At 69.2% G+C, this 26563-nt stretch carries 21 protein-coding genes and 1 pseudogene; 15 read left to right on the top strand and 7 right to left on the bottom strand.

All coding sequences use genetic code 11. From position 1 onward, the window contains the following. Positions 1-630 (bottom strand): DUF222 domain-containing protein (locus OO71_RS44725; protein ID WP_033296204.1); only part of this gene is annotated, 630 nt, incomplete at its 3' end. A 683-nt stretch (positions 631-1313) separates the two neighbouring features. Further along, on the bottom strand, positions 1314-2924 hold the full coding sequence (locus OO71_RS44720) for a PucR family transcriptional regulator (RefSeq protein WP_063740201.1): 1611 nt from the start codon (positions 2922-2924) through the stop codon (positions 1314-1316). Positions 2925-3033: 109 nt separating this feature from the next. Between OO71_RS44720 and OO71_RS44715 the strand changes: the two genes are divergently transcribed. From OO71_RS44715 to OO71_RS44685, 7 genes are read left to right on the top strand one after another with little or no spacing between them, the layout of a single operon-like run. Beyond that, positions 3034-4443 carry an APC family permease gene (locus OO71_RS44715; RefSeq protein WP_033296203.1) on the top strand — a complete coding sequence of 470 codons (1410 nt, stop codon included), beginning with the start codon at positions 3034-3036 and terminating at the stop codon, positions 4441-4443. Beyond that, positions 4440-5270, top strand: a complete 831-nt coding sequence (locus tag OO71_RS44710; protein ID WP_033296202.1) for an NAD-dependent epimerase/dehydratase family protein — start codon at positions 4440-4442, stop codon at positions 5268-5270. Before OO71_RS44715 ends, OO71_RS44710 begins: the two co-directional genes overlap by 4 nt. After that, positions 5267-6013, top strand: a complete 747-nt coding sequence (locus OO71_RS44705; protein WP_033296201.1) for a creatininase — start codon at positions 5267-5269, stop codon at positions 6011-6013. The genes OO71_RS44710 and OO71_RS44705 overlap by 4 nt, the downstream gene beginning before the upstream one ends. Continuing rightward, a complete protein-coding gene (locus tag OO71_RS44700) occupies positions 6010-6687 on the top strand; it encodes an SDR family NAD(P)-dependent oxidoreductase (protein WP_033296200.1) in 678 nt (225 codons plus the stop codon). The genes OO71_RS44705 and OO71_RS44700 overlap by 4 nt, the downstream gene beginning before the upstream one ends. Further along, positions 6687-7214 carry an SDR family NAD(P)-dependent oxidoreductase gene (locus OO71_RS44695; protein WP_033296199.1) on the top strand — a complete coding sequence of 176 codons (528 nt, stop codon included), beginning with the start codon at positions 6687-6689 and terminating at the stop codon, positions 7212-7214. The genes OO71_RS44700 and OO71_RS44695 overlap by 1 nt, the downstream gene beginning before the upstream one ends. Next, positions 7211-8185: a C-terminal binding protein gene (locus OO71_RS44690; protein WP_033296198.1), complete on the top strand. Its 975-nt coding sequence runs from the start codon at positions 7211-7213 to the stop codon at positions 8183-8185. Before OO71_RS44695 ends, OO71_RS44690 begins: the two co-directional genes overlap by 4 nt. Beyond that, positions 8182-8940 carry a class II aldolase/adducin family protein gene (locus OO71_RS44685; protein WP_033296197.1) on the top strand — a complete coding sequence of 253 codons (759 nt, stop codon included), beginning with the start codon at positions 8182-8184 and terminating at the stop codon, positions 8938-8940. The genes OO71_RS44690 and OO71_RS44685 overlap by 4 nt, the downstream gene beginning before the upstream one ends. On the opposite strand, the gene OO71_RS44680 is transcribed toward OO71_RS44685, so the two are convergent. Genes OO71_RS44680 through OO71_RS44665 form a run of 4 tightly spaced genes read right to left on the bottom strand, consistent with a single transcriptional unit; the run spans position 8937 to position 14543 of the window. Beyond that, a complete protein-coding gene (locus OO71_RS44680) occupies positions 8937-9314 on the bottom strand; it encodes a RidA family protein (RefSeq protein ID WP_033296196.1) in 378 nt (125 codons plus the stop codon). The two genes, OO71_RS44685 and OO71_RS44680, sit on opposite strands and share 4 nt — an antisense overlap. Positions 9315-9361: 47 nt before the next feature. After that, positions 9362-11023 (bottom strand): gamma-glutamyltransferase, encoded by a 1662-nt coding sequence (locus OO71_RS44675; RefSeq protein WP_033296195.1) that lies wholly within the window; start codon positions 11021-11023, stop codon positions 9362-9364. Continuing rightward, entirely contained in the window at positions 11020-13296 is a 2277-nt protein-coding gene (locus tag OO71_RS44670) for a S9 family peptidase (RefSeq protein ID WP_033296194.1), read from the bottom strand. Before OO71_RS44670 ends, OO71_RS44675 begins: the two co-directional genes overlap by 4 nt. 23 nt (positions 13297-13319) lie before the next feature. Then, positions 13320-14543, bottom strand: coding sequence for a metal-dependent hydrolase family protein (locus tag OO71_RS44665; RefSeq protein ID WP_033296193.1), 1224 nt, complete (start codon positions 14541-14543; stop codon positions 13320-13322). Between the two features lie 174 nt (positions 14544-14717). On the opposite strand from OO71_RS44665, the gene OO71_RS44660 reads away from it, so the two are divergent. The 7 genes from OO71_RS44660 (at position 14718) to OO71_RS44630 (ending at position 24678) form a co-directional block, all read left to right on the top strand. After that, entirely contained in the window at positions 14718-16346 is a 1629-nt protein-coding gene (locus tag OO71_RS44660) for an ABC transporter substrate-binding protein (protein ID WP_033296192.1), read from the top strand. Between the two features lie 5 nt (positions 16347-16351). Beyond that, positions 16352-17308, top strand: coding sequence for an ABC transporter permease (locus tag OO71_RS44655; RefSeq protein ID WP_051793193.1), 957 nt, complete (start codon positions 16352-16354; stop codon positions 17306-17308). A gap of 5 nt (positions 17309-17313) precedes the next feature. After that, positions 17314-18138, top strand: coding sequence for an ABC transporter permease (locus OO71_RS44650; protein WP_033296191.1), 825 nt, complete (start codon positions 17314-17316; stop codon positions 18136-18138). Then, positions 18135-19931, top strand: coding sequence for a dipeptide ABC transporter ATP-binding protein (locus OO71_RS44645; protein ID WP_033296190.1), 1797 nt, complete (start codon positions 18135-18137; stop codon positions 19929-19931). Before OO71_RS44650 ends, OO71_RS44645 begins: the two co-directional genes overlap by 4 nt. Before the next feature lie 100 nt (positions 19932-20031). Then, complete coding sequence (locus OO71_RS44640) at positions 20032-21333, top strand: MFS transporter (protein WP_033296189.1); 1302 nt, start codon at positions 20032-20034, stop codon at positions 21331-21333. Positions 21334-21441: 108 nt separating this feature from the next. Beyond that, positions 21442-22740 carry an NAD(P)/FAD-dependent oxidoreductase gene (locus OO71_RS44635; protein WP_033296188.1) on the top strand — a complete coding sequence of 433 codons (1299 nt, stop codon included), beginning with the start codon at positions 21442-21444 and terminating at the stop codon, positions 22738-22740. A gap of 6 nt (positions 22741-22746) precedes the next feature. Next, positions 22747-24678, top strand: coding sequence for a S9 family peptidase (locus OO71_RS44630; RefSeq protein WP_033296187.1), 1932 nt, complete (start codon positions 22747-22749; stop codon positions 24676-24678). A gap of 4 nt (positions 24679-24682) precedes the next feature. Here OO71_RS44630 and OO71_RS44625 read toward each other — a convergent pair whose 3' ends face one another. Continuing rightward, positions 24683-25918: a PucR family transcriptional regulator gene (locus tag OO71_RS44625; RefSeq protein WP_033296186.1), complete on the bottom strand. Its 1236-nt coding sequence runs from the start codon at positions 25916-25918 to the stop codon at positions 24683-24685. Positions 25919-26481: 563 nt separating this feature from the next. Here OO71_RS44625 and OO71_RS50755 point away from each other — a divergent pair. After that, positions 26482-26563, top strand: a pseudogene (locus OO71_RS50755) (superoxide dismutase); the annotation flags it as partial.

Below are 26563 nucleotides of genomic sequence, written 5' to 3'. Positions count from 1 at the left end.
GGTGCCGGAGGGGTCGGCGGGGTCGGGGGCGGCGAGGGGGACGAGTAACTGTTCGAGGAGGGTGCCGGTGTCGGGGTCGAGGTTGCCGGTGAAGTGGAAGCGGCCGCCCCGGGTCCAGTGGTAGCGGAACTCCCGCCAGGGGCGAGCCGAAGCCTCGGCGTGGTCGGTGGGTGGGGTGCTTTCGTGGTTCCAGTAGGTGTGTAGGCGGGTGGCGGCGCGGTGGACGACGGTGGCGTCGGCTTGGGTGGCCAGGGTGACGAGGGTGTCTTCGGCGACGGTGTAGTCCTCGGGCGTGAGCCAATCCGGGGCCGCGGCGAGACACTCCGCGATCACCGCGACGTGTTGCGCCGTCAAGTTTCCTGCAGCCAATGCCTTGCGCGCCAAGGGTAAATCGCCCTTCGCTTGGGCTACCCGGGTCCGGGCTTCCCTCGGTGTGATGTGCAGGGCTGTCGTCAGGAAGGCGGCCATCGTGGGGTGTTCGGCGGGCGCGATGCCACGGTCCTCCAGCTCCCGGATGGCGCCCAGCTGCCGGGCGTACCAGATGTTCTGCTCACGGTGCGCGGTCAAGATCAACTCGGTCAGCTCCCGTGCCGACAACTGCCAGTCCGGGAGGGTTATCGGCGAAGTCACCCCATCACAGTATCGAACGCCTGTTCGACCATGCATCACTCGAAACGGGGGAGATGTGGTAACTCACAGTTATCGTTCGACTTCGATGTGTTTCGGATGCAGCGCGGGGAATGAGGTATTTCCGAGAGGGGGCGTTCGTCGCTGATGATCTTGGTGTCCGGGGTGCCTTCGGTGTGGGGATTGTCTGGTGCGGGCTTCGGCGTCGATGGGCGGGCGAGGCGGGAGGTCGTGTGAGTGGGGTGGACGCCGGTGGCGTGGGGCGATGTCGGCCGGTTTCGCGGGGGAAGGTTTGCTGGTTGTCGTCGAGTGGGGACGGTGGTTCCGGGGGACAGGTGGGCGGTGGCCGAGTTGAGCGTGTGTGGGGGCCTGTCTGTGTCATGCGGTCGTGTTTCCTGGCTCTGCGCCTGGTGATTGCGAGGCAGGGACGCTGCGCGGGTGGGGGCAGACTCCGGTGATATCAATGCCGGGGAGTCGGAATCCGCAGTCCGAACGCAGCCCGAAACCCGGTGGGCGGAAATCCGGTTACTGCGCCCGCGTCATGCGGAGTCCGGCCTCAGGCGAATTCCGGAACCGGCCTGGCTTTCGGAACCGGCCTGGCTTTCGGACCCAGGCGGATTTCCGGACCAGCCCGGCTTCCGGACGCAGGCCGACTGCCCGGCCCAGCCTCAGATCGACCTCCAACCTCAGACCCGGCCCTCAGGCCCTGACCCAGACCCTGACTCGGCCCCAGACCCGGCCCCAGACCCAGATGCAGACCTGGATCGACCCCCAACCCCAGACCCGGCCCCAAAACCAGACCCAGACCCAGACCCAGACCCGGCCCCAGAACCAGACTCAGGCGGTAACCACCGCAACGCGAACCACAGCTCCATCCGCACATCAGGCTCCTGCAGATCCTCCCCCAACAGACGGCCGACCTTCCCGATCCTCTGCCGTACCGTGTTCCGGTGGACCTGCAGTGCGTCGGCCGTGCGGTCCCAGCTTCCGTGGTGGGCCAGCCACGTCCACAGCGTCTCCAGCAGTACCGGGTCGGCCGTCAGCGGGCCCAGCCGGGCGCGTGCGTGGGTCGCTGCTGCCTCGGGGGTGAGCAGGGCGTCGAAGCTCGGGTCGGTCGTCGGGTGGCGGCCGATGCGCTGGCCGGCCGCCAGTGCTCGGTGCAGCGCCCGTTCGGCCTGTACGTTGCCCAGTGGCAGGTCGGACGTGGGTACCGGGGCGCTGAAGCCCAGGGTCCAGCCCAGGTGGGACGTGTCGTCCGGGGAGGTGGCGTCGGCGGGGATCAGGGCGTGCAGGGTGCGGCCGGTGAGGTCCAGGTACGGGGTGCCCAGCGCCGACGCGAGCGCGGCCAGGTGGGCGGTCGGTTCGTCGTGGGTGGTGGTCGTCAGCGTTCCGTGTACGACGGTCCATCGGTCGCTCAGCAGGGGGGCGACCTCCGTCGGGGAGTGGCCCAGCAGCAGGCGGACCAGGGCGGCGGCGCTTTGGCCGTCGCTGCCCAGTGCGTACCGCGGGCTGGTCAGCAGGGACAGCAGCGTGACGGCGGACGCGGTGATCGAGTGGTGTGCGGGAGTGGGCGGCGCAGGGGTCGCGATTCCCAGGGCCAGCGGCACCGTGCCGGGGACGGTGTGTGCGATCAGGTGCAGGCCGGGCTGATGGTCGACGGCGGCGGTCGAGTGGGTCAGCTGCGTTTCGGCCAGGTGCCGGACGCCGGTCCGCGCGGCGGGGGACGGGAGGCGGCCGGCGGTGAACATTTCGTTGCCGTTTCCGTCGAACAGGGCTACCCAGCCGTCGACCTGGCCGGCCAGCTGCGTCACCACTGCCTGGGGTGCGTTGCGGCGGCCGGCGGCGGTGGCGAGCGCCGACTGTCCACTTGAGATCTGCCGCAGCTCCCGGAAGCGGGCCTCCGCCATGATCGTGTACGCGGCCTGGTTGATCGCGACGAACGGCGTCTCCGCGGGGATCCGCAGCAGGGGCAGCCCGTACCGATCGCAGGCTTCGGCGAGGTGCGCGGGGACGTCGTGGTACACCGGGTCTACGCCGAAGCCAAGCGCGGCGGTTTCGGCGTCGGCGACGCGGCGGGTGTACGCGTCGATGCCTGCGTCGTCGACCGGCAGCGGGACGCCCGCGGTGAGCAGCAGCTGCCCGGCGACCAGGTACCGCGTCGGGTCCTCCAGTTCGGTGATGCCGACGCAGGTCACGAACCGGTCCCCGGCCGGCCCGGCGACCTGCTGCAGGCCGAGGCCGGGGAAGTCCAGCAGAGCGCGCAGCGGTACCCCGATCGAGGTGGATGGTCCGTCCATGACAAGCCAGATTAATGGATGAAGACGACACTGCCGACCGGCGCCGCCGAAATTTACCGTGCTCGCAGGCAAGTACCCCCGGCCGACGACGCCCCGAGGAGAACCGACGATGAGTACCGACCATCCGCAGCTGCGGGCCAACGCCATCGGGCTGCCCGGGGCGATCATGCAGTCGGTGACGACCATGTCGCCCGCGATCACGGTGGCCTTCACCGTGCCGTTCCTCGCCGGGACCTCCGGGCTCGCCAGCCCGCTGGTCGTGCTGCTCGCCGCGGTCGTCTCGTACCTGCTCGGCTACTCGCTCGCGCAGATGGCCCGGCACCTCACCTCGGCGGGCACCTACCACACCTTCGTCGGCAAGCTGCTCGGCCCGCGGTTCGGATTCCTTGCCGCATGGGCGTACCTGCTCTTCTACCCGGTCGCCACCGCCATGCTGTGCGGCCTCTTCGGGTCCACTCTGCACAAGGTGCTGCTGCAGGAGTTCGGCTTCGACCTCGCCTGGTGGATCCCATCACTCGTGCTACTGGTGACGATCTCCGCGCTCGCGTACCGCGGCATCGAGCTGGCGATCGGCGTGACGGTGGCGCTCGGCCTCTTCGAGATCGCGGTGATGGTGGCGCTGGCGATCTGGGGCCTGGTGCAGCCGGGCCACGGCGGTACCAGCCTGTCGTGGATCACCGGGTCGGGTGCGCCGAGCGGCGGCGGGTTCTTCCTCGGGTTCGTGTTCAGCATCTACACCTACACCGGCTGGGACGCGGCCGCGTCGCTCGGCGAGGAGACGGCCAACCCGCGCCGCAACATCCCGCGTGCGGTGCTCGGTTCGGTGGTCATTCTCGGCATTTTCGTGGTGCTCACGACGTGGGGCCAGCTGGCCGGCTGGGGTACCCAGGACATCCAGGGCCTGGTGAACTCCGAATCGATCCCGATCTTCGTGCTGGCCCACAAATACTGGGGCGCGCTGTGGATTCTGGCCTTGCTGGCCTTGATGAATTCGATCGTCGGCGCCGCAATCGCGTGCATGAATGCGTCCACGCGATTCATCTACAGCATGGCGCGCACCGGCGCGTTGCCGAAATCCCTGGCCCGGCTGAGCAAACACCAAACTCCCAGTACGGCCAACCTTCTGCAATCCGGGCTGAACCTCGGCGTCGGTTTGCTCATGGTCGTCGCGGTGGGTCTGTACAACGTTTACTCCTTCACCGGCTTGATGTTCACCTTCGCGCTCACTGTCGTGTACCTGATGGGCAGCGTCGCGGTATGGCGGATGTACCGGACAATTGCGCGGCACGAGTTCAATGTGGTCAAGCATGTGCTGATTCCGGTCATCGGGGCCGCCGCGCTGATCCTGGTCGCGTACGAATCGCTCAACCCACTGCCGGAAAGCCCGTTCAGCTGGGCGCTTCCCGTGGTGGCGCTGTGGATGCTGGTCGGGCTGGCGGTGTTGGCGCTGCGCCGCGGCCGGACCACGCGGTCCGAGAACGGCGCGCAGACCGCACCGGCCACTGTGGACGCTTCATGAAGCGCGTAGTGGTGACCGGCGGTTCCGGTCGGCTCGGCCGGTACGTGCTGGCGGAGTTCGCCGACGGGTACGACGTCGTCAACGCAGACCTCAAACCCGGGCCCGACGGCGAATACCGGCCGATGGACCTCACCGATCCCGACCAAGTACGGCGCGCGCTGAACGGTGCCGACGTGGTCGTCCACCTCGCCGGGATCGACTACGACTTCGCTGACGATCCTGATCGGACAGTGCGGGTCAACGTCATGGGAGCCTGGCATGTGCTTCAGGCCGCGCGGGAACTGAACGTCGGACGCGTGGTGCTGTGTTCCAGCGTCGCCGCGCTCGGGTTGCACGAAATGCGGCCCGATTGGGTACCGGCGAACCTTCCGGTGGACGACAGCCACGAGGCTCGTCCCGTTGACCCTTACGGCATCAGCAAAGCCGCGCTCGAAGTGCTCGGCCGCGGGATGTCCGACGGCGGGCTGAGCGTGGTGTGCCTCCGGCCGTGCGCGGTGGTTTTCGCGGACAACGCAGAGTCGGTACTGACCTCCGCACCCGGCACGTTGCACGACTACGTGGCCGCTGAAGACGTCGCACGGGCCTTCCGCGCCGCCGCCGAAGCAGCGGAACCCGGCTTCGGCCCGTACCTGCTGTGCGCCGACGACAGCGCCCATCCGGAGCCGACAATGCAGTGGTACGAAAGCGAAATCGGCCCGCCACCCGGAGTCCTGACCGGCCGGACCGGGGTGTTCAGCAACGCGGGCGCGCGCCGCGCCCTCGGCTGGCACCCGGCCTCCAGCCGGGACGGACTGCTCAAAGACACGACCCTCGGGAGCCGAGTATGACCTTGTTCACCGACCTGACCGGCCCGGACATCGGCCGCCGTGCCGACGACATCCTTTTTCTGCCTTTGGGTTCTGTCGAGCAGCACGGTCCGCATCTGCCGGTCGACACCGACGCGTGTCTCGCGCGGGCATTCGCGAAAGCCGGTGCCGAAAGGACGAATGGGATAGTCGGCCCGGATTTCGCCTATGGGTACCGATCGCAGCCGGTGAGCGGCGGCGGTGAGCTGTTCCCCGGGACGATCAGCCTGTCCGGCGCCACGTACAGCGCGCTCGTGCGGGACCTCGTGGTGGCGTACGCGCGGCACGGGCACCGCCGGATCGTATTCGTGAACGGGCATTTCGAGAACACCATGTTCGCCATCGAGGGGATCAACCTGGCGCTGGAGCAGAAAGCGGAAACCGACGTACTCGTGGTGAATTGGTGGGAAATCATCGAGGCCAAGGCATTGGACGAGCTGTTCGAGGGCCGGTTCCCCGGCTGGGAGGCCGAGCACGCCGGAGTGGTCGAGACGTCGCTGATGCTGCACGTCGATCCGTCTCGGGTGGACACTGCGCTGATCAGCCCGCACGTCGCCACAGTCACCGCTCCGCCGTACACCCGGCTCCCGGAGCCGCCCGGGCAGGTCGACCCGTCGGGCGTGCTGCGGACGGCCGCCGGGAGCAGTGCGGAGATCGGCCGGGGCCTGTTCGGCCTGGTCGACAAGAGGTTGGGGGACCTGGTGGCCGCGGAGTTCGGCGCATGATCATCGTGACCGGAGCGGGGGCCGGAATCGGGCTGGCCTGTGTGCGGGAGCTGCGGGCGCGCGGACATCGGGTCGCCGGGCTGGACCGCCGCCCGGGCCGGGAGTCCGATGTGGACCTCGAAGTCGACGTGTCCGATGTGGACGCAGTCACCGCAGCGGTAAAAGAGGCAACCGAACGGCTGGGAAAGCCGACGGGCATTCTGAGCGCTGCGGGGTACGTCGAGGAAATCCCGCTCAAGGACATTTCCCCCGGCCACTTCGAAAAGATGCTCGGCGTACACCTCGGTGGCCTCGTTCATCTCACCCGCGCCGCAGTGCCGTTGATGACCGACGGCGGTTCAGTGGTCGCGGTTGCTTCCGAACTGGCATTGACCGGCGGGGACGACGCAGCACATTACGTGGCGGCCAAAGGCGCGATTCTCGGCCTGGTAAGGACATTGGCGGTGGAATTGGCCGACGCCGGGGTCACGGTGAACGCCGTCGCCCCCGGTCCGACCGATACGGCAATGCTCGCTCCCGGCACGATCTGGCGCGATCCGGAATACGTGGCCGGATTGCCCACCGGAGCACTTGTGCAACCGGAGGAAATTGCGGTGACTGCGGCCTTCCTGCTCGAGCGGCCCGCCGCGGTGACCGGGCAGGTCGTCTCTCCGAACGCGGGAACGGTGATCTGATGCGGAAAATCCTGGCTTTCCTGCCCGACGAGCTCACCAAGGAACTGTCCACCGAAGACACCGCAGTCCTCGAAGAATTCGACGGCCACGCCCCCGAAATCGCGGTGATCGGCACCGGTAAGAACCAGCACCGACAAGCATTCCTCGAAACCGACGCCACCGAGTGGTGGACCGAAACGATGCGCCGGTCGTCCGCGCTCTTCGAGGTGGCCAGAACCGTCGGAACGGCCATGGCAGCCGCCGGACGGGGCCGGATCGTGTTCGTCGTCGCGGAGGCCGGTGTCAGCGGTCAGGCGGACGCGAGCGTCGACGCCGCAGTCGCCTCGGCCGCCATCGCACTCACCAAATCGCTGGCCAGGGAGCTGGCACCGGCGGGAGTCGCGGTGAACGCGGTGACCGTCGCGGACGGCGTGGGTACCCCGGCGCAGCTGGCCGAGGCGGTGGGCCTGCTGGCCGACGAACGGCTCCCGTCGCTGGTCGGCCAGATCGTGTCCGCCTCCGCGGGCCGGACCAGGACCCGGATATGACCCGCCCGCTCGCGGTCTTCACCGACCTGGACGACCTCGACCCCGCGCCCGGTATCGCGCTGCTGGAAGCAGCCGGTTTCGAGGCGAAAGTGGCCGTGAGCGCGCGTCCGGACGACATCGTGCGCGCCGCTGAGGACGCGGTCGCGTTGCTCGTCGGGTACGCCACCATCGACGCCGGCCTCCTCGACCGGCTGCCCGCGCTCAAGATCCTCGCCACGATGTCCTCCGGGTACGACATGGTCGACCTTGACGCGGCCCGTGCCCGTGACCTGTGGGTTTGCAACCTCCCGGACGGCTGCACCGAGGAGGTCGCACTGCACGTCCTCGCGCTCGCACTGGCCATGGCCCGGCAGCTGCCGCAGGGCGACGCCGTGGTCCGCAGCGGTGGCTGGACCGTCGACCTGCCGCGGCTGCCGCTCCGCATCGGCGACCTGACGCTGGGTGTGGTCGGGATGGGGCGGATCGGCACGCGGGTGGCCGAGGTCGCCGCGCCGTTGTTCCGCCGGGTGGCTGGCTGCGGGCTGCAGCACCCCGGCGAGACCTGGCCCGATGTCGCGGACCGGCGGGATTTCGCCACCCTGCTGGCGGAATCCGACATCGTGACCCTGCACGTCCCGCTCAGCCCCGAAACCGAAAACCTGATCAGCACCCCGGAACTGGCGCGGATGCGTCCCGGCGGCTTCCTGATCAACGCGGGCCGCGGCGGGCTCGTCGACCACACCGCGCTGCTGGCCGCGCTTGACAGCGGCCGGCTCGCCGGGGCCGCGCTCGACGTGCTGCCCGTCGAACCGCCCCTTCCCGACGACCCGCTGCTGACCCACCCGCGGCTGCTCTTCTCTCCGCATTGCGCGTTCCTGTCCGGCACTTCGCGCCGGGCGTACGTGGAACGTCCGGCGGAGAACGTGATCGCCTGGCATCGCACCGGCACGCCGCTCACCCCGGTACTGGAACCCGAAAGGACCCCTCGATGACGACCCCCGGTGCCGGCGAGGCACGGCTGCGGAGAGAGCTCGCCGCGGTGTACCGCCTGGTGGCGCACTTCCGGATGACGGACCTGATCTTCACCCACATCTCCGCGCGCCTGCCCGGGCCGGACCACCATTTCCTGATCAACCCGTACGGCCTGCTGTTCGAGGAGATCACCGCGTCGAACCTGGTGAAGATCGACCTGTCCGGGCAGCCGGTCGGGGAGAGCGAGTACCCGGTCAACCCGGCCGGGTTCGTGATCCACAGCGCGATCCACGCCGCCCGCGCGGACGCGCACTGCGTCCTGCACACGCACACCCGCGCGGGGTGTGCGGTCGCCGCGCAGAAGGACGGGCTGCTGCCGGTGAACCAGATCTCGATGGAGTTCCACGACCGCGTCGGCTACCACGACTACGAGGGTGTCGCGCTGAACCTCGACGAGCAGGAGCGGCTGGTCGAGGACCTCGGCGCGCATCCGGCGATGATCCTGCGCAACCACGGCCTGCTGACCGTCGGGCGCACGCCCGCGGAGGCGTTCCTGCGGATGTACTACCTGGAACGCGCGTGCGAGATCCAGGTGAGCGCGCAGGCCGGTGGGATGGCGCTGGTGCTGCCGGACCCGAAGGTCGCGGAACTCACCGCACGCCAGCTCACCGGCACGGACACCGCGTCGGACTTCCACGACGAGGACGCCTACGCCATGGCCTGGGCCGCGTTGCTGCGCCTGCTGGACCGGATCGCGCCGGACTACCGGCACTAGTCGCGGTAGGCGACCAGGTCCACCTCGACCAGTGCGCCCCCGGCCAGGCCGCTGACCGCGATGCAGGTACGCGCGGGCCGGGGCACGGTCAGGTATTCGGAGTAGACCCGGTTGAAGACGTCGTAGTCGGCGATGTCGGCGAGAAAGACGCGGGCGCTCACCACGTCTTTCTCGCTCATCCCGGCGTGCTTCAGGACAATCCGCAGGTTGTCCATCACCCGGCGGGACTGGACCTCGATCTCCGCTGCGACGTATTCCCCGGTCGCCGGGTCGATGGGCATCTGGCCGGTGACGTAGAGGAAGTTCCCGGCCCGGCAGGCGTGCGAGTACGGCGCCTGCCAGAACTCGCCTTCGACGTTGATGTGTTCGATCACCCGGCCGAGATTAGCCGGGTACCCGGCAAGGCTCTACCCGGCGAGGCTCAGTACCCGCTCGCCCGCCCTTCCCGGCGCGGGCCGGTGCAGGCGGAGAGCGTGCCGTCCTCGGCGCGCCACGCCATCTGGTACGTGCCCATGTGGTAGTCGTACTCGGGCAGCGGGTTGGTGAGCACCCCGAGCTTCGCCAGGCCCTCGCTCACACCGGGGGCGAGGCGCGATTCCACCGAGATCGTGTGGTCCGGCTGGTACGGCAGGCAGCGCGGGGCGTCGTCGGCGGCGTACGGGTCCATCCCGAAGTCCAGGATGTTCGACAGCACCTGTGGCACGGTGCAGTGCACGTTCCCCGGCGAACCCAGCGACAGCCACGGTTTCCCGTCGCGCAGCACCATCGTGTTCGACAGCGTCGAGCGCATCCGGCCGCCACCGGTCACCCAGCCCTCGAACGGCGAGTCGAGGCCGTTCAGCCAGTGGCTGCCGACCATCGGCACCCCGCCGACGACCTCGCCCGGGATTCCGCCGCTCTGCAGGGTGTTCATCATCTGCACCCAGTTGCCTTCTTCGTCCACAATGGCCAGTTCACAGCTGCCCGCCGGTTGCTTCGCCGCGCCGGACGCGGCCATCGCCGGGATGCCGCGGGTGAGCTTCACGTGTTCGGTGAGGTCCACTTTGGCCTTGGCGGACCGCAGGATTGCGGCAAACCCCTTGATCAAGGCCTTCGCCGTCAACGCTTCCGTCGGATCCTCGAAGACCTGAGGATCGTTGAGCAGTCCCGTTTCCTGCGCGGCGCGGCGGAGAGCGTGTGCGAGGTAGTACAGCGCCTCCGGGTTTTCCGACCAGTGGCCGAGCGACGGGACGTCCAGCTCGTCCAGCATGCCCAGCACGATCTGGCAGAAGATGCCCTGCCGTTCCGGCGCGGACTGCTGGACGACCGTGTTTCCCTTGTGCTCCCAGCGATGTCCGGACGCCCAGCGCGGCGGGATTGCCGTCAGATGCTCGAGTTTGACCGGCCAGCCGAGCTCGGTCCCACGCGCGACGAAGTCCTGTGCCCACTTGCCGGTGAGGAAGTAGTCCGGTCCCTCGGCGGCGAGGTTGCGCATCGTCTCCGCCAATTCGGCCGACACCCACCGGTCGCCGACCTGCGGCAGGTGCCCGCCGGGCGTGAAGTGCTTCCGGCCGGATTCGGTGAAGAGGAAGAAATCCACCGTCTGTGCCATCACGAGGTGCTCGAACGACGTGACGACGTGCCCTTCCTCGGCCCACCGGACCGCGGGCGCGCACAGCTTTTCCCACGGCTGCGTGGCAAACCGCTCGTACAGCGCCTTCATCCCGGGCATGAACCCGGGCACGACGGCCCGCGGCGTACCCGGCACCTGCGCGTACATCCCCTTCCCGGCCGGGATGGGCGCGAACGGGGCGAGTCCGGGAATGATCGTGCCCATGCTGTTCAGCTCGGCGATCTCGCCGGATTTGGCGTCGTACACCAGCGCGGACACGGTGCCGGTGTGGTTCGTCATGTCCTGCTGCACCACCGCCTGCACGAGACAGCCCGCAATGGCCGCGTCGACCGCGTTGCCGCCGGACCGCATGGTGTCGAGCATCGTGTTCGTGACGACGGTGTGCTGGCTGGAGGCGACGGCGCGGTGGCCGGTGGTGGTTTCCTTGGCGCCGACCCGGCCAAGGTCGTCTCCGTTGGCGATGGTGGTCATGCTCCTCCTCGGGAGTTCAGCAGGTGTTCGGTGAAGTAGTCCCACAGCACGGTGCGCGTGTAGGAGTTCGTGGTGTTGTAGTGGTCGCCGCCCGGCCAGACCTTCAGATCGAACGGCCGGTCCGCGGCGATCAGCGCGCGGATGAGCGCGAACGTGTGGTCCATGGTGGCATTCGCGTCGTGGTCCGCGGTGAGCAGGAGCAGCTTGCCCTGCAGGCGCTCGGCGAGGTGCAGGTTGCCGAGGTCTCGCAGCGCTTCCGGGTCGTGCTTGCCGGCTTTGCCGAGGAACCAGTCCCAGCTGCCGTGGGGCATCTTCGCCGCGTCGTGCACGCCGCACGAGCTCACCGCGACCTTGAAGAACTCCGGGAAGTACAGCATCGAACGCACGGAGTTGTAGCCGCCGTAGGAATGCCCGGTGACGCCGACGCGGTCGAGGTCGATCGGGTACCGCTCGGCCAGCGCCCGCAGCGCGGTGACGTGGTCTTCGAGACCGCGCGGTTCGCTGGGTGCGCCGTGGGTCCACTGCCGGAACTTCCGATCCCGGCCGGAGGTACCGCGTCCGTCCATGACGATCGACGCGAAGCCGAGTGCCGCGTACGCCGCTCCCAGCTGCGCCCACGCCTCGTTGCCGCCGCCGCTCAGCCAGCCCGACGCCTGGGTGACGACCTGGAATCCCGCGTACATCAGGTCGATCACCGGCACCCGCGTGCCCGGCGGGAGGTCCGGCGGGAGCGTGATGTACCCCCACAGGTCGGTCTCGCCGTCGTCGGCGGTCACCCGGAACTGCTCGGGTACCGGGTAACCGGCTTCGAGCAGCCCGGTGACGTCGGTGTGCTCCAGTTTGCCCGCCACCGCACCGGTTCGGGTGTCCCGCAACAGGATTTCCGGCGGAGTGGACACAGTGGACACCCGGTCGACGAACCACTGTCCACTCGGGCTGATCGAGGTGGCGGGGGTGACGCCGAAAATCGCGGCGAAGAAGAACGGCGTCGGCGCGATCAGGTCGTGGTCGGCGGGTTCCGGGGTGAGCAGGGTCATTGCGCCGCCGTCGAGATCGGCGCGATACACCTTGCGCCAGTACGGGTTCTCGCCGCCGTCGCCGCATCCGGCGACGAAGATGACCTCGCGGCGCCGCTCGTCGACCCGCAGGATGTCGCGGATCGCGAGGTGGCCGCTCGTGATGGCGCCCAGCCGTGCGCCGGTGGTGAGGTCGTGCCGGTAGAGGTGTCCCCATCCGTCCTCCTGCGAGAACCAGATCACCTCGTTCGACTCCGGCAGCACCCGGATCAGCGGCAGGCTGTACAGGTAGGTGTTGGTTTCGTAGATCGGCTCGGCCGTTTCGGACAGCACCACGGTCTTCTCGCCGGTCTGCACGTCCACCCGCACCAGCGATCCGGTCCGCGCGCCGGTGGTGTGCACGAGCAGGTACACGCTCGTCTCGTCGGAACTCCAGGTGACCGCGTCCGGTCCGGTGCTCGCGAACTGCGACAGCAGGTCGTCGTCGGCGGCGATCATCGTGCGCCCGCCGGTTTCCAGGTCGAGGACGGCGAGCTGGTGGTCGCCCGACGGCGTTTCGTCGACGTGGTAGTACCGGAACGGCCGCAGCCGGGGCCGCGCCCGGTCGGGCGGCAGCTGGTCGACGAACGGGTGCTCCGGCATCTCGCGTTCGTCCAGCCGTCCGGTGAGCACGAACCGGCCGGAGGGGGAGAAGCAGGTGAGCGCGGGTGGCAGGGTCCGGTCCGCGATGGCGAGCGGCAGCATCGCCCGCGTGTAGTCGGGCATTGCGCCCCAGGCGTGGAACGGTTCCCCGTCTGTCGTGAGTGGACGCTCCGCATCGTTCTCGCGCAGCCACAGGTTGTTCTCGCGGAGGAAGAGCGCGCGCGTTCCGTCCGGGCTCGGCAGGGCAGCGTGATCCGGGCCGGGGACCGCGGTGTCCCCATCGGCACCGAGTACCGCTGAGCGGCCGTCGAGGAGTCCAATGTGGACATCGGCACCGTCCTGTCGATACCGCGCGACGGGTGTGGCTGCCAAATCGACCGGATCATCGAACACCGCCGACAGCCGGGCGGTGATTTCCGCCGGGTCGAAAAGCGGTTCGCGCTGGAATCCGTCCGGATCGACGAGCACGTATTCGTGGCCGCCACCGTCGGCGTCGCGGCGATACCAGAACCGGTCGCCTTCGCCGGTCCAGTTCGGTTTCACGGAATGGTTGCGCATCATCCCGGGCAGCAGTTCCGGGACGAGGGAATGGGCTTTGCGGTATCTGTCGGACATGCACACCTCCGGGTGACGGGGATTCAGCGACGGTCCTTCACGAGGCGCCCGGCCTGGATGACGACCGGAATCCGCGCGGGGTCGTCGAACACCGCCGGATCGTTCAGCGGGTTCGCCGAGAAAACGGCAAGGTCGGCGATCTTGCCCGGTTCGACGGTGCCGACCTCGTCGTCGATCCGGAGGACCCTGGCGTTGTCCCGGGTCGCGGACACCAGTGCCTGCAACGGGTTCTCGATCTCCGACCGGAGTACCAGCTCGCGGCCGCGGTGCTGCTGGTTCGGGCCGATCAGGTCGGACCCGGAGCCGATCAGGACGCCGGCCGCGCGTCCGGCGAGAATGGCGCGGCGCTGTCCGTCGATGGCATCACCCACGCGGGCGCCGATGTGCGCGGGCAGCCCGGCCTCGGTCGAATCGGCCAGCAAAGCGTGGCACACCGCCAGCGTCGGTACGTGCGCGACGCCGTGGTCCACCATCAGCTGCGCCATTTCGCCGTCGATCTCCGTGCCGTGCTCGACGCATTTCACCCCGGCCTCGATGGCAATCCGGAGGCCTCGGTTGTTGTGCGCATGCACGGTCACGTAAGTATTGCGCGCGGTCGCTTCGGCAACCGCGGCAGCGATTTCGTCGAAAGTGAACTGCGTGTCGGTGAGGCTGTCGTAATGCGAGACCACGCCGCCGGTCACGCACATCTTCAGGAAACTCGCCCCACGGCGGAAGGCTTCCCTGGCGTTCTTCCGGACTTCCTCCGCGCCGTCACTCACCAGCGAAATAGCGGCCAGCCCGGGAACGTGGTGGTCGCTCCAGTCGGCGGGGTCCTCCCACGCAGCGCCGAGGTGTCCGTGCCCTCCGGTCTGCGCGAGCAGCGGTCCACAATGGAGGATGCGCGGGCCGGGAACCTTGCCGCTCGCCACGACGTCCGCGATGCCCCGGTCGACCCCGCCGGTGTCGCGGACCGTGGTGAAGCCGGAATCGAGCGTCTGGCGGCAGTTCTCGAACATGTCCGCGGCCCGTTCCGCGGCGGACAGTTCGAACGTGTGCGCGCGGGTGATGTCGCTGGAGAGGCCGAGGTGCACGTGCGCGTCGATCAGGCCGGGCGTGAGCACCAGCCCGGTGAGGTCGACGACCTCCGCTCCGGCTGGCGGCGTACCGCCGAGCGCGGCGATCCTCCCGTCTTCCACCAGAACGGACTGTCCCGGCACGGGATCGGCCCCCGTCCCATCGATCACCGTCGCTCCGACCAGCCACATGCGGCTTCACTCCTTCGGGAAGACGTACCTGCGGCCCCTCACTCTGCTTCCCCGCACCGGAGGAGGCCAGCAGCAATCGTCGAGTGCACCCGGCTGGACGACGCGACGTTCGTCGATAGGGCCTGCCGGACCGATCGGTGACACTCGGTGCCCGACCGGAGGACAGGAGCGGAAATGCGAACGAAGACCAGGCTGTGGGGTCAATGGGGCCTGATAATCCCGGGGGCCGCCGTCGCCATTCTCCTCACCGCAGCGTGCACCGGGCAACCCGCGTCCGGGGGAGCCGGGGGTGCGGCGGCGAGTTTCACCTTCGCGTTGCCTGCGGCGCCGATTTCCCTGGACATCACCAAGGACTTCGACGGCAACATCATGCAGATCATGGCTCCGGTCACGGAAAAGCTGGAACTGGTGTCCGAAACCGGTGAAGTGTCCCCGGGCCTCGCGACGAGTGTGGCCGAGCCGGACCCGACCACGCTCGTGTACACGCTCCGGCCGGGAGTGAAGTTCTCCGACGGCAAACCACTCACCTCCGCGGACGTCGTGTGGAGCCTCCAGCACGCGGGTGACGCCAAGGCGGGCGCGCAGACCGCGGGCAACATCGACTGGGTTTCGTCGGTGTCCGCGAGTGGCCCGCTCGAGGTCACGGTGAAGACAAAGCATCCGGTGCCGAATGCCCGCGCCAGCATTGCGGTGGTCAGCTTCATCCAGCAGGCCGAGTTCGCCAAGGCGCACGAAAAGGATCTCGGCACGGCGGCGGCGGTGCCGGTCGGCACTGGCCCGTACCGCGTCACCGAGGACACCCCGCAGCAGGTCACGCTGTCGCGCAACCCGGAGTACCGCGGCCCCGCCCCGCGGGTCGACCAGATCCACTTCAGCTTCATCTCCCAAGGCAACGCCGCGCAGCTCGCCATGCGCTCGGGCGCGCTGCAGGGCTCGCTGGTCAGCAACCTCAAGACCGTCGACCAGTGGAAAGCGATCCCGGGCACCACGAAGTACGAACTGCCCTCGCTGTACACCACCTTCCTGACCATGGACACGTCCAGCGCACCGCTCGACGACATCCACGTGCGCCGCGCAATCGCGTACTCCGTCGACCGGGCAGGCGTGATGGCCGCCGGTTACGGCGAGTACGCCACGCTGTTGAAAGGCTTGGCCGCACCCGGGCTCCTGGTGGACGTCGCCCCCTCGGACGACGCGGCGAAGACGTTCCTCGGCAGCCTTCCGCAATACGCGCTCGACCCGGCGAAAGCCAAGGCCGAGCTGGCCCAGTCGTCCCATGCAAGCGGGTTCTCCCTCGACGTGCCGGTGCTGAGCGGTGACCCGGCGTCCGAACTGGTCGTGCAGAACCTCGCGCAGAACATGAAACCACTCGGCGTCACCATCACCGCGAAGACGGTCACCGCGAGCGAGTGGATCAGCACGATCTATGCGCACGGCAAGGACGGCAAGCACCTCGGCATGCAGACGATGAGCCTCGTCCCGTCGGTCCCCGACCCGAACTCGGTCCTCGGCTCGGTCACCGGGCAGGAGAACATCCGGCCGCAGGGCTTCAACCTCGCGAACTGGTCGACCCCGGAGGTCGAGGCCGCGTACACGCAGCTGACCACTTCCACGGACAAGGCCCAGCGCTGGCAGGCGACGCAGACGCTGCTCAAGGCCGTCGCCGCGGATGTCCCGTACCTTCCGCTGTTCGCCCCGCACATCGTCGCGGTGCTCGGCGGCGGCTTCACCTTCGACCGGCAGCTGTCGTTCTTCGACCTCGACGTGAACGGCACCTGGGTGTCGGCCCTGAAGGCCGGCTGAGCCCGATGCCCATCGTGCTGTTCGTGCTCAAGCGGCTGTTCGCGGCCGTGGTGATCATGGTCGTGGTGAGCCTGCTGGTGTTCTCGCTGCTCGAGCTGAGCCCCGGTTCGGTGCTCGCGACCCTGCTGGGCACCCGGCCGTCGAGCCCCGAGGTCATCGCCGAGCTCACCGCGCGCTACCACCTCGACGACCCGTTCTTCGTGCGGTACGGCTCCTGGCTCACCTCCGTGCTGCACGGCGACTTCGGCCGCTCGACACAGTCCAGCGACACGGTGCTCGGCCTGATCGGCGACCGGCTGCCGGTGACGCTGGAGCTGGCGGCGTACGCGCTGGTGCTGGTGCTCGTGATCGGCATCCCGGCGGGCATGCTCGCCGGGATGCGCCGGGGCAGCCGCGTCGACCGCGGGATCTCCGGGCTGACGATCGTCGGGATGAGCGCGCCCGGGTTCGCGGTGGGCATTCTGCTGATATACCTGCTCGGCGTGCAGTTCTCGCTGTTCCCGGTGTTCGGCGCGGGCAACGATTCGGTGGTCGACCGGCTTTCGCACCTCACGCTTCCGGCCATCGCGCTCGGGACCGGGCTGGTCGCGCTGATCGTCCGGCAGACCCGGGCGGCGGCGATGGAGGTGATGCAGCAGGACTACGTCACCTTCGCCCGGGCCCGCGGGCTGAGCCGGCGCCGGACGCTGGTGCAGTACGCCCTGCGTACCACTGCGCTGCCGGTGGTGACCGCGGCCGGGTTGCTGCTGATCGTCGCGATTTCCGGCACCGTGCTGGTCGAGATGGTGTTCTCCCTGCCGGGCGTGGGCAGCCTGATGATCCAGTCGGTGACCGCCAAGGACGTGCCGGTGGTACAGGGTCTCGCGCTCGCCGTCGCGGCGTTCGTGGTGCTCGTCAACCTGCTGGTCGACCTCCTGACCCTGCTGATCGATCCCCGGACGCGGTCCGCGGCGAAGGGATGAGCGCGATGGTTTCGGTGTTACGGCGTTCGCCGCTCGTGGCGGCGTGCGCGGCTTTCCTGCTGGTGGTCGTGGTGTGCGCGATCGCCGGGAACCTCTTCGCCCCGATGGACCCGGCCGCGCAGAACCCGATGCTGGGCGTGAGCGGCCCGGGCAACGGGCACCTCCTCGGCACCGACCAGCTCGGCCGCGACGTGTTCTCCCAGCTCATCGCCGGGGCGCGCGCGGCGGTCTTCGGCCCGCTGATGGTCGCGCTCGGCTGCGGGGTGATCGGCGGTCTCACCGGGCTGGCCGCGGCGTACTTCGGCGGCTGGCGCGACCTGCTCGCGAACCGGTTCGCCGACCTGGTTTTCGCGTTGCCTGCGTTGCTGGTCGCCGCGGTGGTGGTCGGGATCGCGGGCGGCGGGTACTGGGTGACCGCCGGGTTGCTGCTGGTGCTGTCGATCCCGTCGGAGATCCGGTTGTGCCGAAGCGCGGCGATGGTGCAGGTGCGGATGCCGTACGTGGACGCGGCGCGGACACTTGGCCTGCCCGCGTCCCGCGCGATCTTCCGGCACGTGCTGCCGAACATCGTGCCGACGCTGGTGGCCACCGTGCTGCTGGACTTCGTCGGCGCGCTCATCGGGTTCGCGTCGATGAGCTTCCTCGGCCTCGGCGTGCCGCCCGGCAGCCCGGACTGGGGCAGCCTGCTCGCCGCCGGGCAGCCGCTGATCGCGGAGAACCCATGGCTCGCCACCGCACCCGCAATCCTGCTGATCCTCACCGCGTCGAGCGCGACCCTGCTCGGCGACTGGGTCCACGAACGCCTGTCGAACCACGGAGGACGCGCATGACGGTGACCCTGAAGTCCACTGTGGACACTCTGCTGGTGGTCGACGGATTGTCGGTGCGCCAAGGCGACCGGCTGCTCGTCGACGACGTCGGGCTGGAGCTCGAACGCGGCCGGACGATCGGGATCGTCGGCGAATCCGGCAGCGGCAAATCGCTGACCGCGCGGGCGATCGTCGGACTGCTGCCGGACGGCCTGTCCGCGACCGGGTCGGTGACCTTCGCCGGTACGCAGCTGCTCAACGCGCCCGAACGCGTGCTGCGCGGCGTGCGCGGGACCCGGATTTCCTTGCTGATGCAGGACCCGTTCACAATGCTCAACCCGTTGCAGACCGCGGGCAAGCACATCGCCGAATCGCTGCCCGCGGGGCGCGACCGGCAGGAAATCGGGCGGCGGCTCGCGGAGGTCGGCCTCGGCCCGGACGTCGCCTCGCGGTACCCGTTCCAGCTTTCCGGCGGCATGCGGCAGCGGGTGGCGCTCGCGGCGGCGCTGGCGAAGGACCCCGAGGTGCTCGTCGCGGACGAGCCGACCACCGCGCTCGACGTGACGACCCAGGACGAGGTTCTCCGGCTGCTGAAGGAAATCCAGCGGCACCGCGGGATGGCGCTGGTGCTCATCACGCACGACCTGCGCGTCGCGTTCTCGGTGTGTGACCGCATCCAGGTCATGTACGCCGGATCGGTGCTCGAACGGGCCCCGGCGGCGCAGCTGGCCGAGCGGCCCGCGCATCCGTACACGGCCGGGCTGCTTGTTGCCGAACCGCCGGCCGGGCATTACGTCGAGCGGCTCGCGTCGATTCCGGGCAACGTCCCGTCCGCGGACTCGGTCACCGGTCAGTGCGCGTTCGCCGCACGCTGTACCTGGCAGGAATCCGCTTGTGTCGACGGCAAACCAACGCTGACTGTGCTGGATCCGGACCGTAGCTCGGCGTGCGTCCGGATGCCGGGGATCGCGGCGGACCTGGTCGGCACGGTAGCTGAGCAGGCTGTCGCGTCACCGCCGCCGGTACCCAGCGGGTCCGCGATCGTGACCGTGACCGGCCTCGGCAAGGTGTTCCGCACACGGCCGCTGCTCGGGCGCACGCGGACCACCGTTGCCCTCGACGACGTCGGGTTCACCATCAACCGCGGCGAATCCCTCGGCCTGGTCGGCGAAACCGGCTCGGGCAAGACCACCATTGCGCGGTCGCTGCTCGGGCTCGTCACCCCCGACGTCGGCACGATCGAACTGGACGGCATCGACGCGAGCGACTACCGGAAACTCTCGCGGACCCAGCGCCGTCGCGTGCGCCGGTTCGTGCAGGTGGTGTTCCAGGACCCGTACGCGTCGCTCAACCCGGCGCTGAAGGTCGGCTCGGCCTTGCGCGAAGCGCTCGAACAACGCGGCGGCGATCCCGCGACGGAGATTCCGGAACTGCTGGGCAAGGTCGGTCTGCCTTCGTCGTATGCGGACCGGCTGCCCTCGGCGTTGTCCGGCGGCGAGCGGCAGCGGGTGGCGATCGCCCGCGCGGTCGCGATGCGCCCGGAGGTGCTGATCTGCGACGAACCGGTGGCCGCGCTGGACGTGTCGGCGCAGGCGCAGGTGCTCGAACTGCTTCGGGAAATCCGCCGCAGCGAAGGCATGAGCATGCTGTTCATCACGCACGACCTGGCGGTGGTGCGGCAGATGACCGACCGGATGCTCGTGCTGTTCCGCGGGAAGGTCGTCGAGGTGGGCGACACCGCCGACGTCCTTGCCGCCCCGCGCGACGACTACACGCGCCGGCTGCTCGCCGCGGTCCCGGGAGGGGCGTCGTGAGACAGATGTCGCGGCAGCCGCGCGTAGCGCGCGACATTCGCCGCTGGTACTCGACAGTGGCGCTGCTCACACTGGGCCGACCCATCCCCAAGGAGGCGTGATGAACCAGTCCGCACCGGCAACGCGGGCGGAGGGAACGAAGACCACTTCGTCCGCCCGTTCCGTGCTGTTCGCTTCGTCTGTCGGCAACTTTGTCGAGTGGTTCGACTTCACCCTGTACGGTTACGCCGCCACGGCCATCGCCGCGACGTTTTTCCCGTCCGGCAACAAGGTTGCCGCGCTGCTGGGCGTGTTCGCGGTGTACGGCGTCGCGTTCGTGGCCCGGCCGCTCGGCGCCGTGGTCTTCGGCCGGATCGGCGACCGGCGCGGGCGGCGTACGTCGCTCGGGTTGTCGATCCTGGTGATGGGGGCGGCGACGGCGGCGATCGGGCTGCTGCCCGGCTGGTCGTCGGTCGGCGTGCTGGCGCCGGTGTTGCTGCTGGTCTGCCGCCTGGTGCAGGGCTTTTCCGCCGGTGGGGAGTACACCGGCGCGATGACGTTCAGCGTCGAGCACGCCCCGGACCACCGCCGCGCGTGGTACATGGCGCTGGTGGGCTCGTCGACCTGGCTCGGCGCGATCGGGGCGACCGGGATCGTGCTCCTCTTCCGCGCGCTGACCGGCGACGGGTTCGCCACCGGCGGCTGGCGCTGGCCGTTCCTGATCGGCGGCGTGATCGCGGTGGCCGGGCTGGTCCTGCGGATGCGGGTGGACGAGACGCCGGTGTTCAAGGAGATGGCGAAGAAGCAGCCGCCCGCCCGGCCGTTCCGCGAGCTGGTCAGCGGACATTGGCGGACGTTGCTGATCCTGTTCGCCTACTTCGCCGTGTTGGGCCTCTTCACCCACACTTTCCTCGGTTACATGCCCACGTACCTGGTGGAAGCAACCGGCTTCACCGCCACCACCGTGCTGTGGCTGACCAGCGCGCTGAACCTGCTGAGCATCCCGGTCGGACTGGGGCTCGCGATTCTCGCTGACCGGCACGGCAGGCGCATCCAGATCCGCACCGGCGCGCTGGCCGCGGTCGTCCTCGTGGTTCCGGCGTACCTGCTCATCGGCACCGGCAACGTGGTCGCGGTGCTGGCGGCGCTGGTGGTCTTCCTGCTTTCGGTTTCGCTGCTCAGCACCGGTGCGCTGTCGGTGCTGGAGCTGTACCCGGCGCGCGTGCGGTTCAGCGGGATGGCGTTGCCGTACAACCTCGCGTACGCCGTCTTCGGCGGTACTGCGCCGCTGATCAGCCAGTTGCTGGTGGACGGGACCGGAAGCCTGCTCGCCCCGGCGGTGTACGCGAGTATCGCGGCGCTGCTCGCGTTGCCGTTGCTGTTGCGCATTCCGGAAACGAAGGGCACGGATCTTCGTCCGTAGTCCTGCGACAGATGTCGTAACGACCGGGGGCAAGTGGCGACGGCTGCCTGCTGCCCGCGGGGGTACCGGCCCGGGATGCTGGGGAAGACACCGGGAGAAAGGCAGAAAATGGGCACGGAGATCGTGGTGGTCGGCGCCGGCGTGATCGGCTCGTCGATCGCGCTGGAACTGGCCCGCAGGGGGCACCGGGTGACCGTGCTGGACCGCGCCGCCGGTCCCGGGCAGGGTTCGACGTCGGCGTCGAGTGCGGTGGTGCGCTACAACTTCTCGACCGCGGCCGGGGTCGCTGCCGCGTGGGAGGCGCACTACGGCTGGCTCGGCTGGGCCGACCACCTCGGCCACGACGTCGGCGAGCTCGCACGGTTCGAGAAGAGCGGCCTGGTGATGCTCGACGTCGAAGCCGCCCCGCGTGCGGCCTGGCTGCCGTTGTTCGACGAAGTCGGGGTGCCGTACGAGGAATGGGACAGCGCGTCCCTCGCCGCGCGGATTCCGGGCATCGACACCGGCCGGTACTGGCCGCCGAAGCGGATCGACGACGCCCGCTTCTGGGACGACACGAAAGCCGCTCTCGGCGGGGTGTACACGCCGGACGCCGGGTATGTCACCGATCCCGCGCTGGCTGCGGTGAACCTGGCGACGGCCGCGGCCGCTTCCGGCGCGGAGTTTCGCTTCCGCAGCACGGTGACCTCGGTTTCGGCCCACGGCGGACGCGTGTCCGAAGTGGGTCTCGAGGACGGTACCCGGATCTCGTGCGATGTGGTGGTGAATGCGGCCGGTCCGTGGTCGGGCGCGCTGAACAAGCTGGCGGGCGTGGGTACGGACTTCACTGTGCAGGTACGGCCGATGCGGCAGGAAGTCGCGCACGTGCTCGCGCCCGAGGGCTACCACCGCGACGGCAAGCCGGGTCCCGCGATCGCCGACATGGACCTGGGCACGTACTTCCGCGGCGAGGTCGGCGGCGGGCTGCTGATCGGCGGTACGGAGCCGGAATGCGACCCGTTCCAATGGCTCGACGACCCCGACGAGGCCGTGTTGCACCCGACGATGGCGGTGTTCGAGGCCCAGGTCACGCGTGCGGCTCGGCGGCTGCCGGAGCTGGCGGTGCCGAACCGGGCCCGCGGCGTCGCCGGGGTGTACGACGTCGCCGACGACTGGACCCCGATCTACGACCGCACCGAGCTGCCCGGGTTCTATGTGGCCATCGGCACGAGCGGAAACCAGTTCAAGAACGCCCCGGTGGTCGGCCACTTCCTCACGACGTTGATCGAAAACGTCGAGAACGGGGCCGACCACGACGTGAACCCGGTGCAGTTCCTTGCTCCGCACACCGGGGCGAAGATCGACCTCGGCGTGTTCTCCCGGAAGCGCAGCCCGAACACGGGCAGCTCCGGCACGGTGATGGGCTGACCCGGGATGCAGCAGGATCTTCGAGGGACGGCCGAGTACGAAGCCGTCGCGGACCATTTCCGGCGGCTGCACGAACCCGCGCTTTCCCAGCCCCACTCGCTGAAGGAAGTGCACGTTTCTCCGGACGGCACGCAGGTCGTCGTGACCGGATCGGTGTACGAGAAGCTCGACGGGCTCCCGAAAACCGCGCTCTATCGCGTGGAGAACGGCGAACTGTGGCCACTGGCCGACGGTTCCGCGCGCTGGGCCCGGTTTTCCCCGGACGGGACCCTGTCCTACCTCACCGACGCGGGTTCGCCAGGAGCGTTTCAGCTGCGGCTGCTGGGGGACGACGCGGCGCCGGACGTTCCGGGGACGGTCGAGTTCTCGCACTGGTCCCCGGACGGCCGCCAGATCCTCTTGTGTGTCGCGGGTTTGGGTGCCGACCTTTCGGGTGGACAGGGCTCCGGTACGAACGTCGGCGCGGCACCGGCCGCCGCGGAGTGGCTGCCCCGTGTGGAGTCCACTGAGGACACTCCGGCGTGGCGCTCGCTGTGGCTGTACACAGTGGACTCCGGGGAGCTGGTCCGGCTTTCCCCGGAAGGCTTGAACTGCTGGGAAGCCACCTGGTGCGGGCCGTCGCAGGTCGTCGCGGTGACCTCACCGGCGCCGGGTGAGGACCACTGGTACTCCGCCGTGGTCACCTTGCTCGACGTGCCGACCGGAGCGACGCGTGAGCTGTACCGCAGCGACGTCCAGCTCGGCGTTCCGGCCGGATCTCCCGACGGCACCCGGGTTGCGGTGGTCCAAGCGGTGTGCAGCGATCGCTGGCTGGTGGCCGGAGATCTCGTGCTGCTCGAGGTCGCGACGGGGGAGAGCACCGTCGTCGACACCGCCGGTACGGACGTGACGTGTCTACAGTGGATCGACGAGGGCCGGCTCGGCTATCTCGGGCGGCGGCACCTCGATTCGGTGGCCGGAATCGCCGGCGGCAGCGAGCTGTTCTCCGTCGGACATGCCTGTGGTGGCGGCTGGTATCCCGACGGAACGTTCACTTCGGACGGTCGGCTCTGCACCGTCCGGCATGCCTACCGCCTGCCGCCGCAGATCGTCCTTTCCGGACCGGACGGGGACGACGTACTGGCCTCGGTGGCGCACGACGGGACCAAGCAGCTGCTTGCCGTCGCCGGTACCGCCGCACCGGTTTCGTGGACCGCGCCGGACGGCTGGGAAATCGAAGGCGTGCTGTGCACTCCGGACGGACCGGGCCCGTTTCCGTTGGTGGTGAACATCCACGGTGGCCCCATTTGGTCCTTTCAGGACTGCTGGACGATGAACTACGCCTGGGTACCGCTGCTGGTGTCGCGCGGATATGCCGTGCTGAACCCGAATCCGAGGGGCAGCAGTGGCCGCGGTCAGGAGTTCGCCGGTGCGGTGGTGCACGACATGGGCGGCGCCGACGCCAGCGACCTGCTGTCCGGAATGGACGCGTTGGTGGAGCGGGGAATCGTCGATCCGGCGCGGATCGGGCTGATCGGCCGGAGCTACGGCGGATTCATGTCGTCGTGGCTGGTCACCCGCAGCACGCGGTTCGCCGCGGCGATCCCGACGTCGCCGGTCACCGACTGGTACAGCCAGTCCTTCACGAGCAACATCGCCGGATGGGGCAACGCCTTCCTCGGCGGGGATCCGGAGCGGCCCGGCGGTAGCGTGCACGAGCGAAGCCCGGTCCTGCACGCGAGCCGGGTCCGCACGCCGACCCTCAACGTCGCCGGTGCGCTGGACCGCTGCACCCCGCCGGGGCAGGCCGAGGAGTTCCACCGGGCACTGCAGGCGCACGGCGTGGTTTCGGAACTCGTGCTCTACCCGGGCGAAGGTCACGGGGTGTTCGCGCAGCCGGCCTTGACGGATTTCCTCACTCGCATCACCGGATGGTTCGCGCGGTTCATGCCCGCGTGATCCACTAAGGACTCCCGTCGAGGTGGTCCCGCAGCGCGGTGGCGAGCCCGCGCAGCTTCAGTCCCAAGTGGAGGGTGAGCCGGTCGTCCCCGTTCTCCAGGGTGCGGCCGGTCACCTGCTCGATGCGCTTCAAGCGCTGGTACAGCGTGGCGCGGTGGATGTTCAGCACCTCGGCCGTGCGGCGGATGTTGCCCCCGTGGTCGAAGAACGTCTCCAGCGTTTCGGCCAGGACGTGGTGGTTGTCCTCCTGCTCCAGCGCGGTGAGTGCGGGCACCTCGGCGGCACCGGCGAGGTCGTCGGCGGAAAGCTTGAGCAGCAGCCCGTACGGGCCCAGCTCGTTCCAGTATGCGACGTCGCCGATGCCCGGCACGAGAAGCGCCGCCCGGGCGGCCAGTGACGCGTGCCGGTAGGACTCGGTGATGGTGTCGAGGCGCCCGACCGTGGTGCCGATCCCGAACACCGGCGCCGCACCGGCGTGGGTGAGCCGGGTGAACCGGCCGGCGATCCGGTCGGTCACCGTGCTGATCAGCAGCCGGGTCGGCGGTTGCCGCTGGGCCAGCAGAATCCAGGCCCGCGCCCGGTTCGCGACCATCAATGCGACGTCCGGCGACACCGCGCGCAGCCCTTCTTCCACCGCTGCTTCGAGCGCGACCTCCTGCGGCGGGGGAGTGGCCCCGCCGGTACGGCAATGCACGGCCACGACAGTGAACTGCATGGCAGATTCGGGAAACAGCTCCTCGGCGCGGAGATCGTCGATGGCCTGCGCGCGGATCAGCGCGTCCGGCGAAACCAGCTCGCGCAGGATCGCCTCGTGCCGGGCCTGCGAGCGCTGGTGGATGAGCAGCCGCCGGTACAGGATCGTGCCCGCTTGTTCGGCGGCCTCGGCTGCCGCGGTGAATTCGGCCTGGCGGAACTCGCCTTTCTTGTCGATCAGCCACAGGTAGCCGAGCAGCAGGCCGTTGCACCGCACCGGCGCGCAGAGCCGGGGGAGCGCACCGGGAATCGCGGTGATGTCGACCATCCCCGGCTCGACCCAGCCGGCAATGCCCTGCGCGAAAATGGGGTCGGAGATCTCCGCCGGAATGGCGCGGTTGAGCACCGAGCTCACGCGCACCGGGTCCTCGTCGCCGAAATGCCTGCTGGCGGCCAGAAGCCGGATCGCCGGGTCGTCGATCGCGACCGACCGCTCCAGCCGCTCGGCGAGCTCGTCCACGATGGACTGCAGATCGTCGTCGGCCACCCATCCGCTCCTTTCCTCCGGTACCTCTGATACTGCCATCCAGGCGCTACTGTTTCACGAAACCGGCGGCCCGGCGGCCCGCCATCCCGGTGAGCCGCGCGGCCACGACGGCCGCCGAGGAGATCGGTGCGTCGGCACGGAGAACGCTTCGTGCTGCTTGAAAAGTTCGACGCTCGTTTCGTCCGGGAGGTTGCGGGCGGAGTTCTCGAAACCACTCGCGCGGGCCGAGGTTCCGGAACACCGGCACGGGCCGGATGACTGCGCCCTCGTGGTGCTTGATCATCAGGTCCGGCCACGCGCGGTCGTCGGACGGGATGCGGCATCGCGTGACCGTCCGGCGACGGTACGTGCTGCATGGCGACCACCCCGAGCAGCGCACCGTACCGAGGGCGACCGGCGGTCACGCTGGGTAGCTGCCGGGCGGTTCCGTTACGGAAAGTTGAACATTCACTCCGCGGAGGTTCCACCCTGTGGTGCCGACGCCGCCCCCGCTCGCCCGGGACCCGGGTGTGCTACTAGGTTCGAGGGAGGAAGACTTGGAGTCGAAGACAGAAGGAGGGCCCATGGCCCGGTATGTGCTGCCCGATCTGGATTACGACTATGGCGCGTTGGCGCCGTCGATTTCGGGGGAGATCAACGAGCTGC

Origin of the sequence: Amycolatopsis jejuensis (assembly GCF_000717335.1) — a bacterium.
Classification (GTDB): Bacteria; Actinomycetota; Actinomycetes; order Mycobacteriales; family Pseudonocardiaceae; genus Amycolatopsis; species Amycolatopsis jejuensis.
Note: the sequence above shows the minus strand (reverse complement) of the source record. Positions and strands in the feature narration are given on the sequence as shown.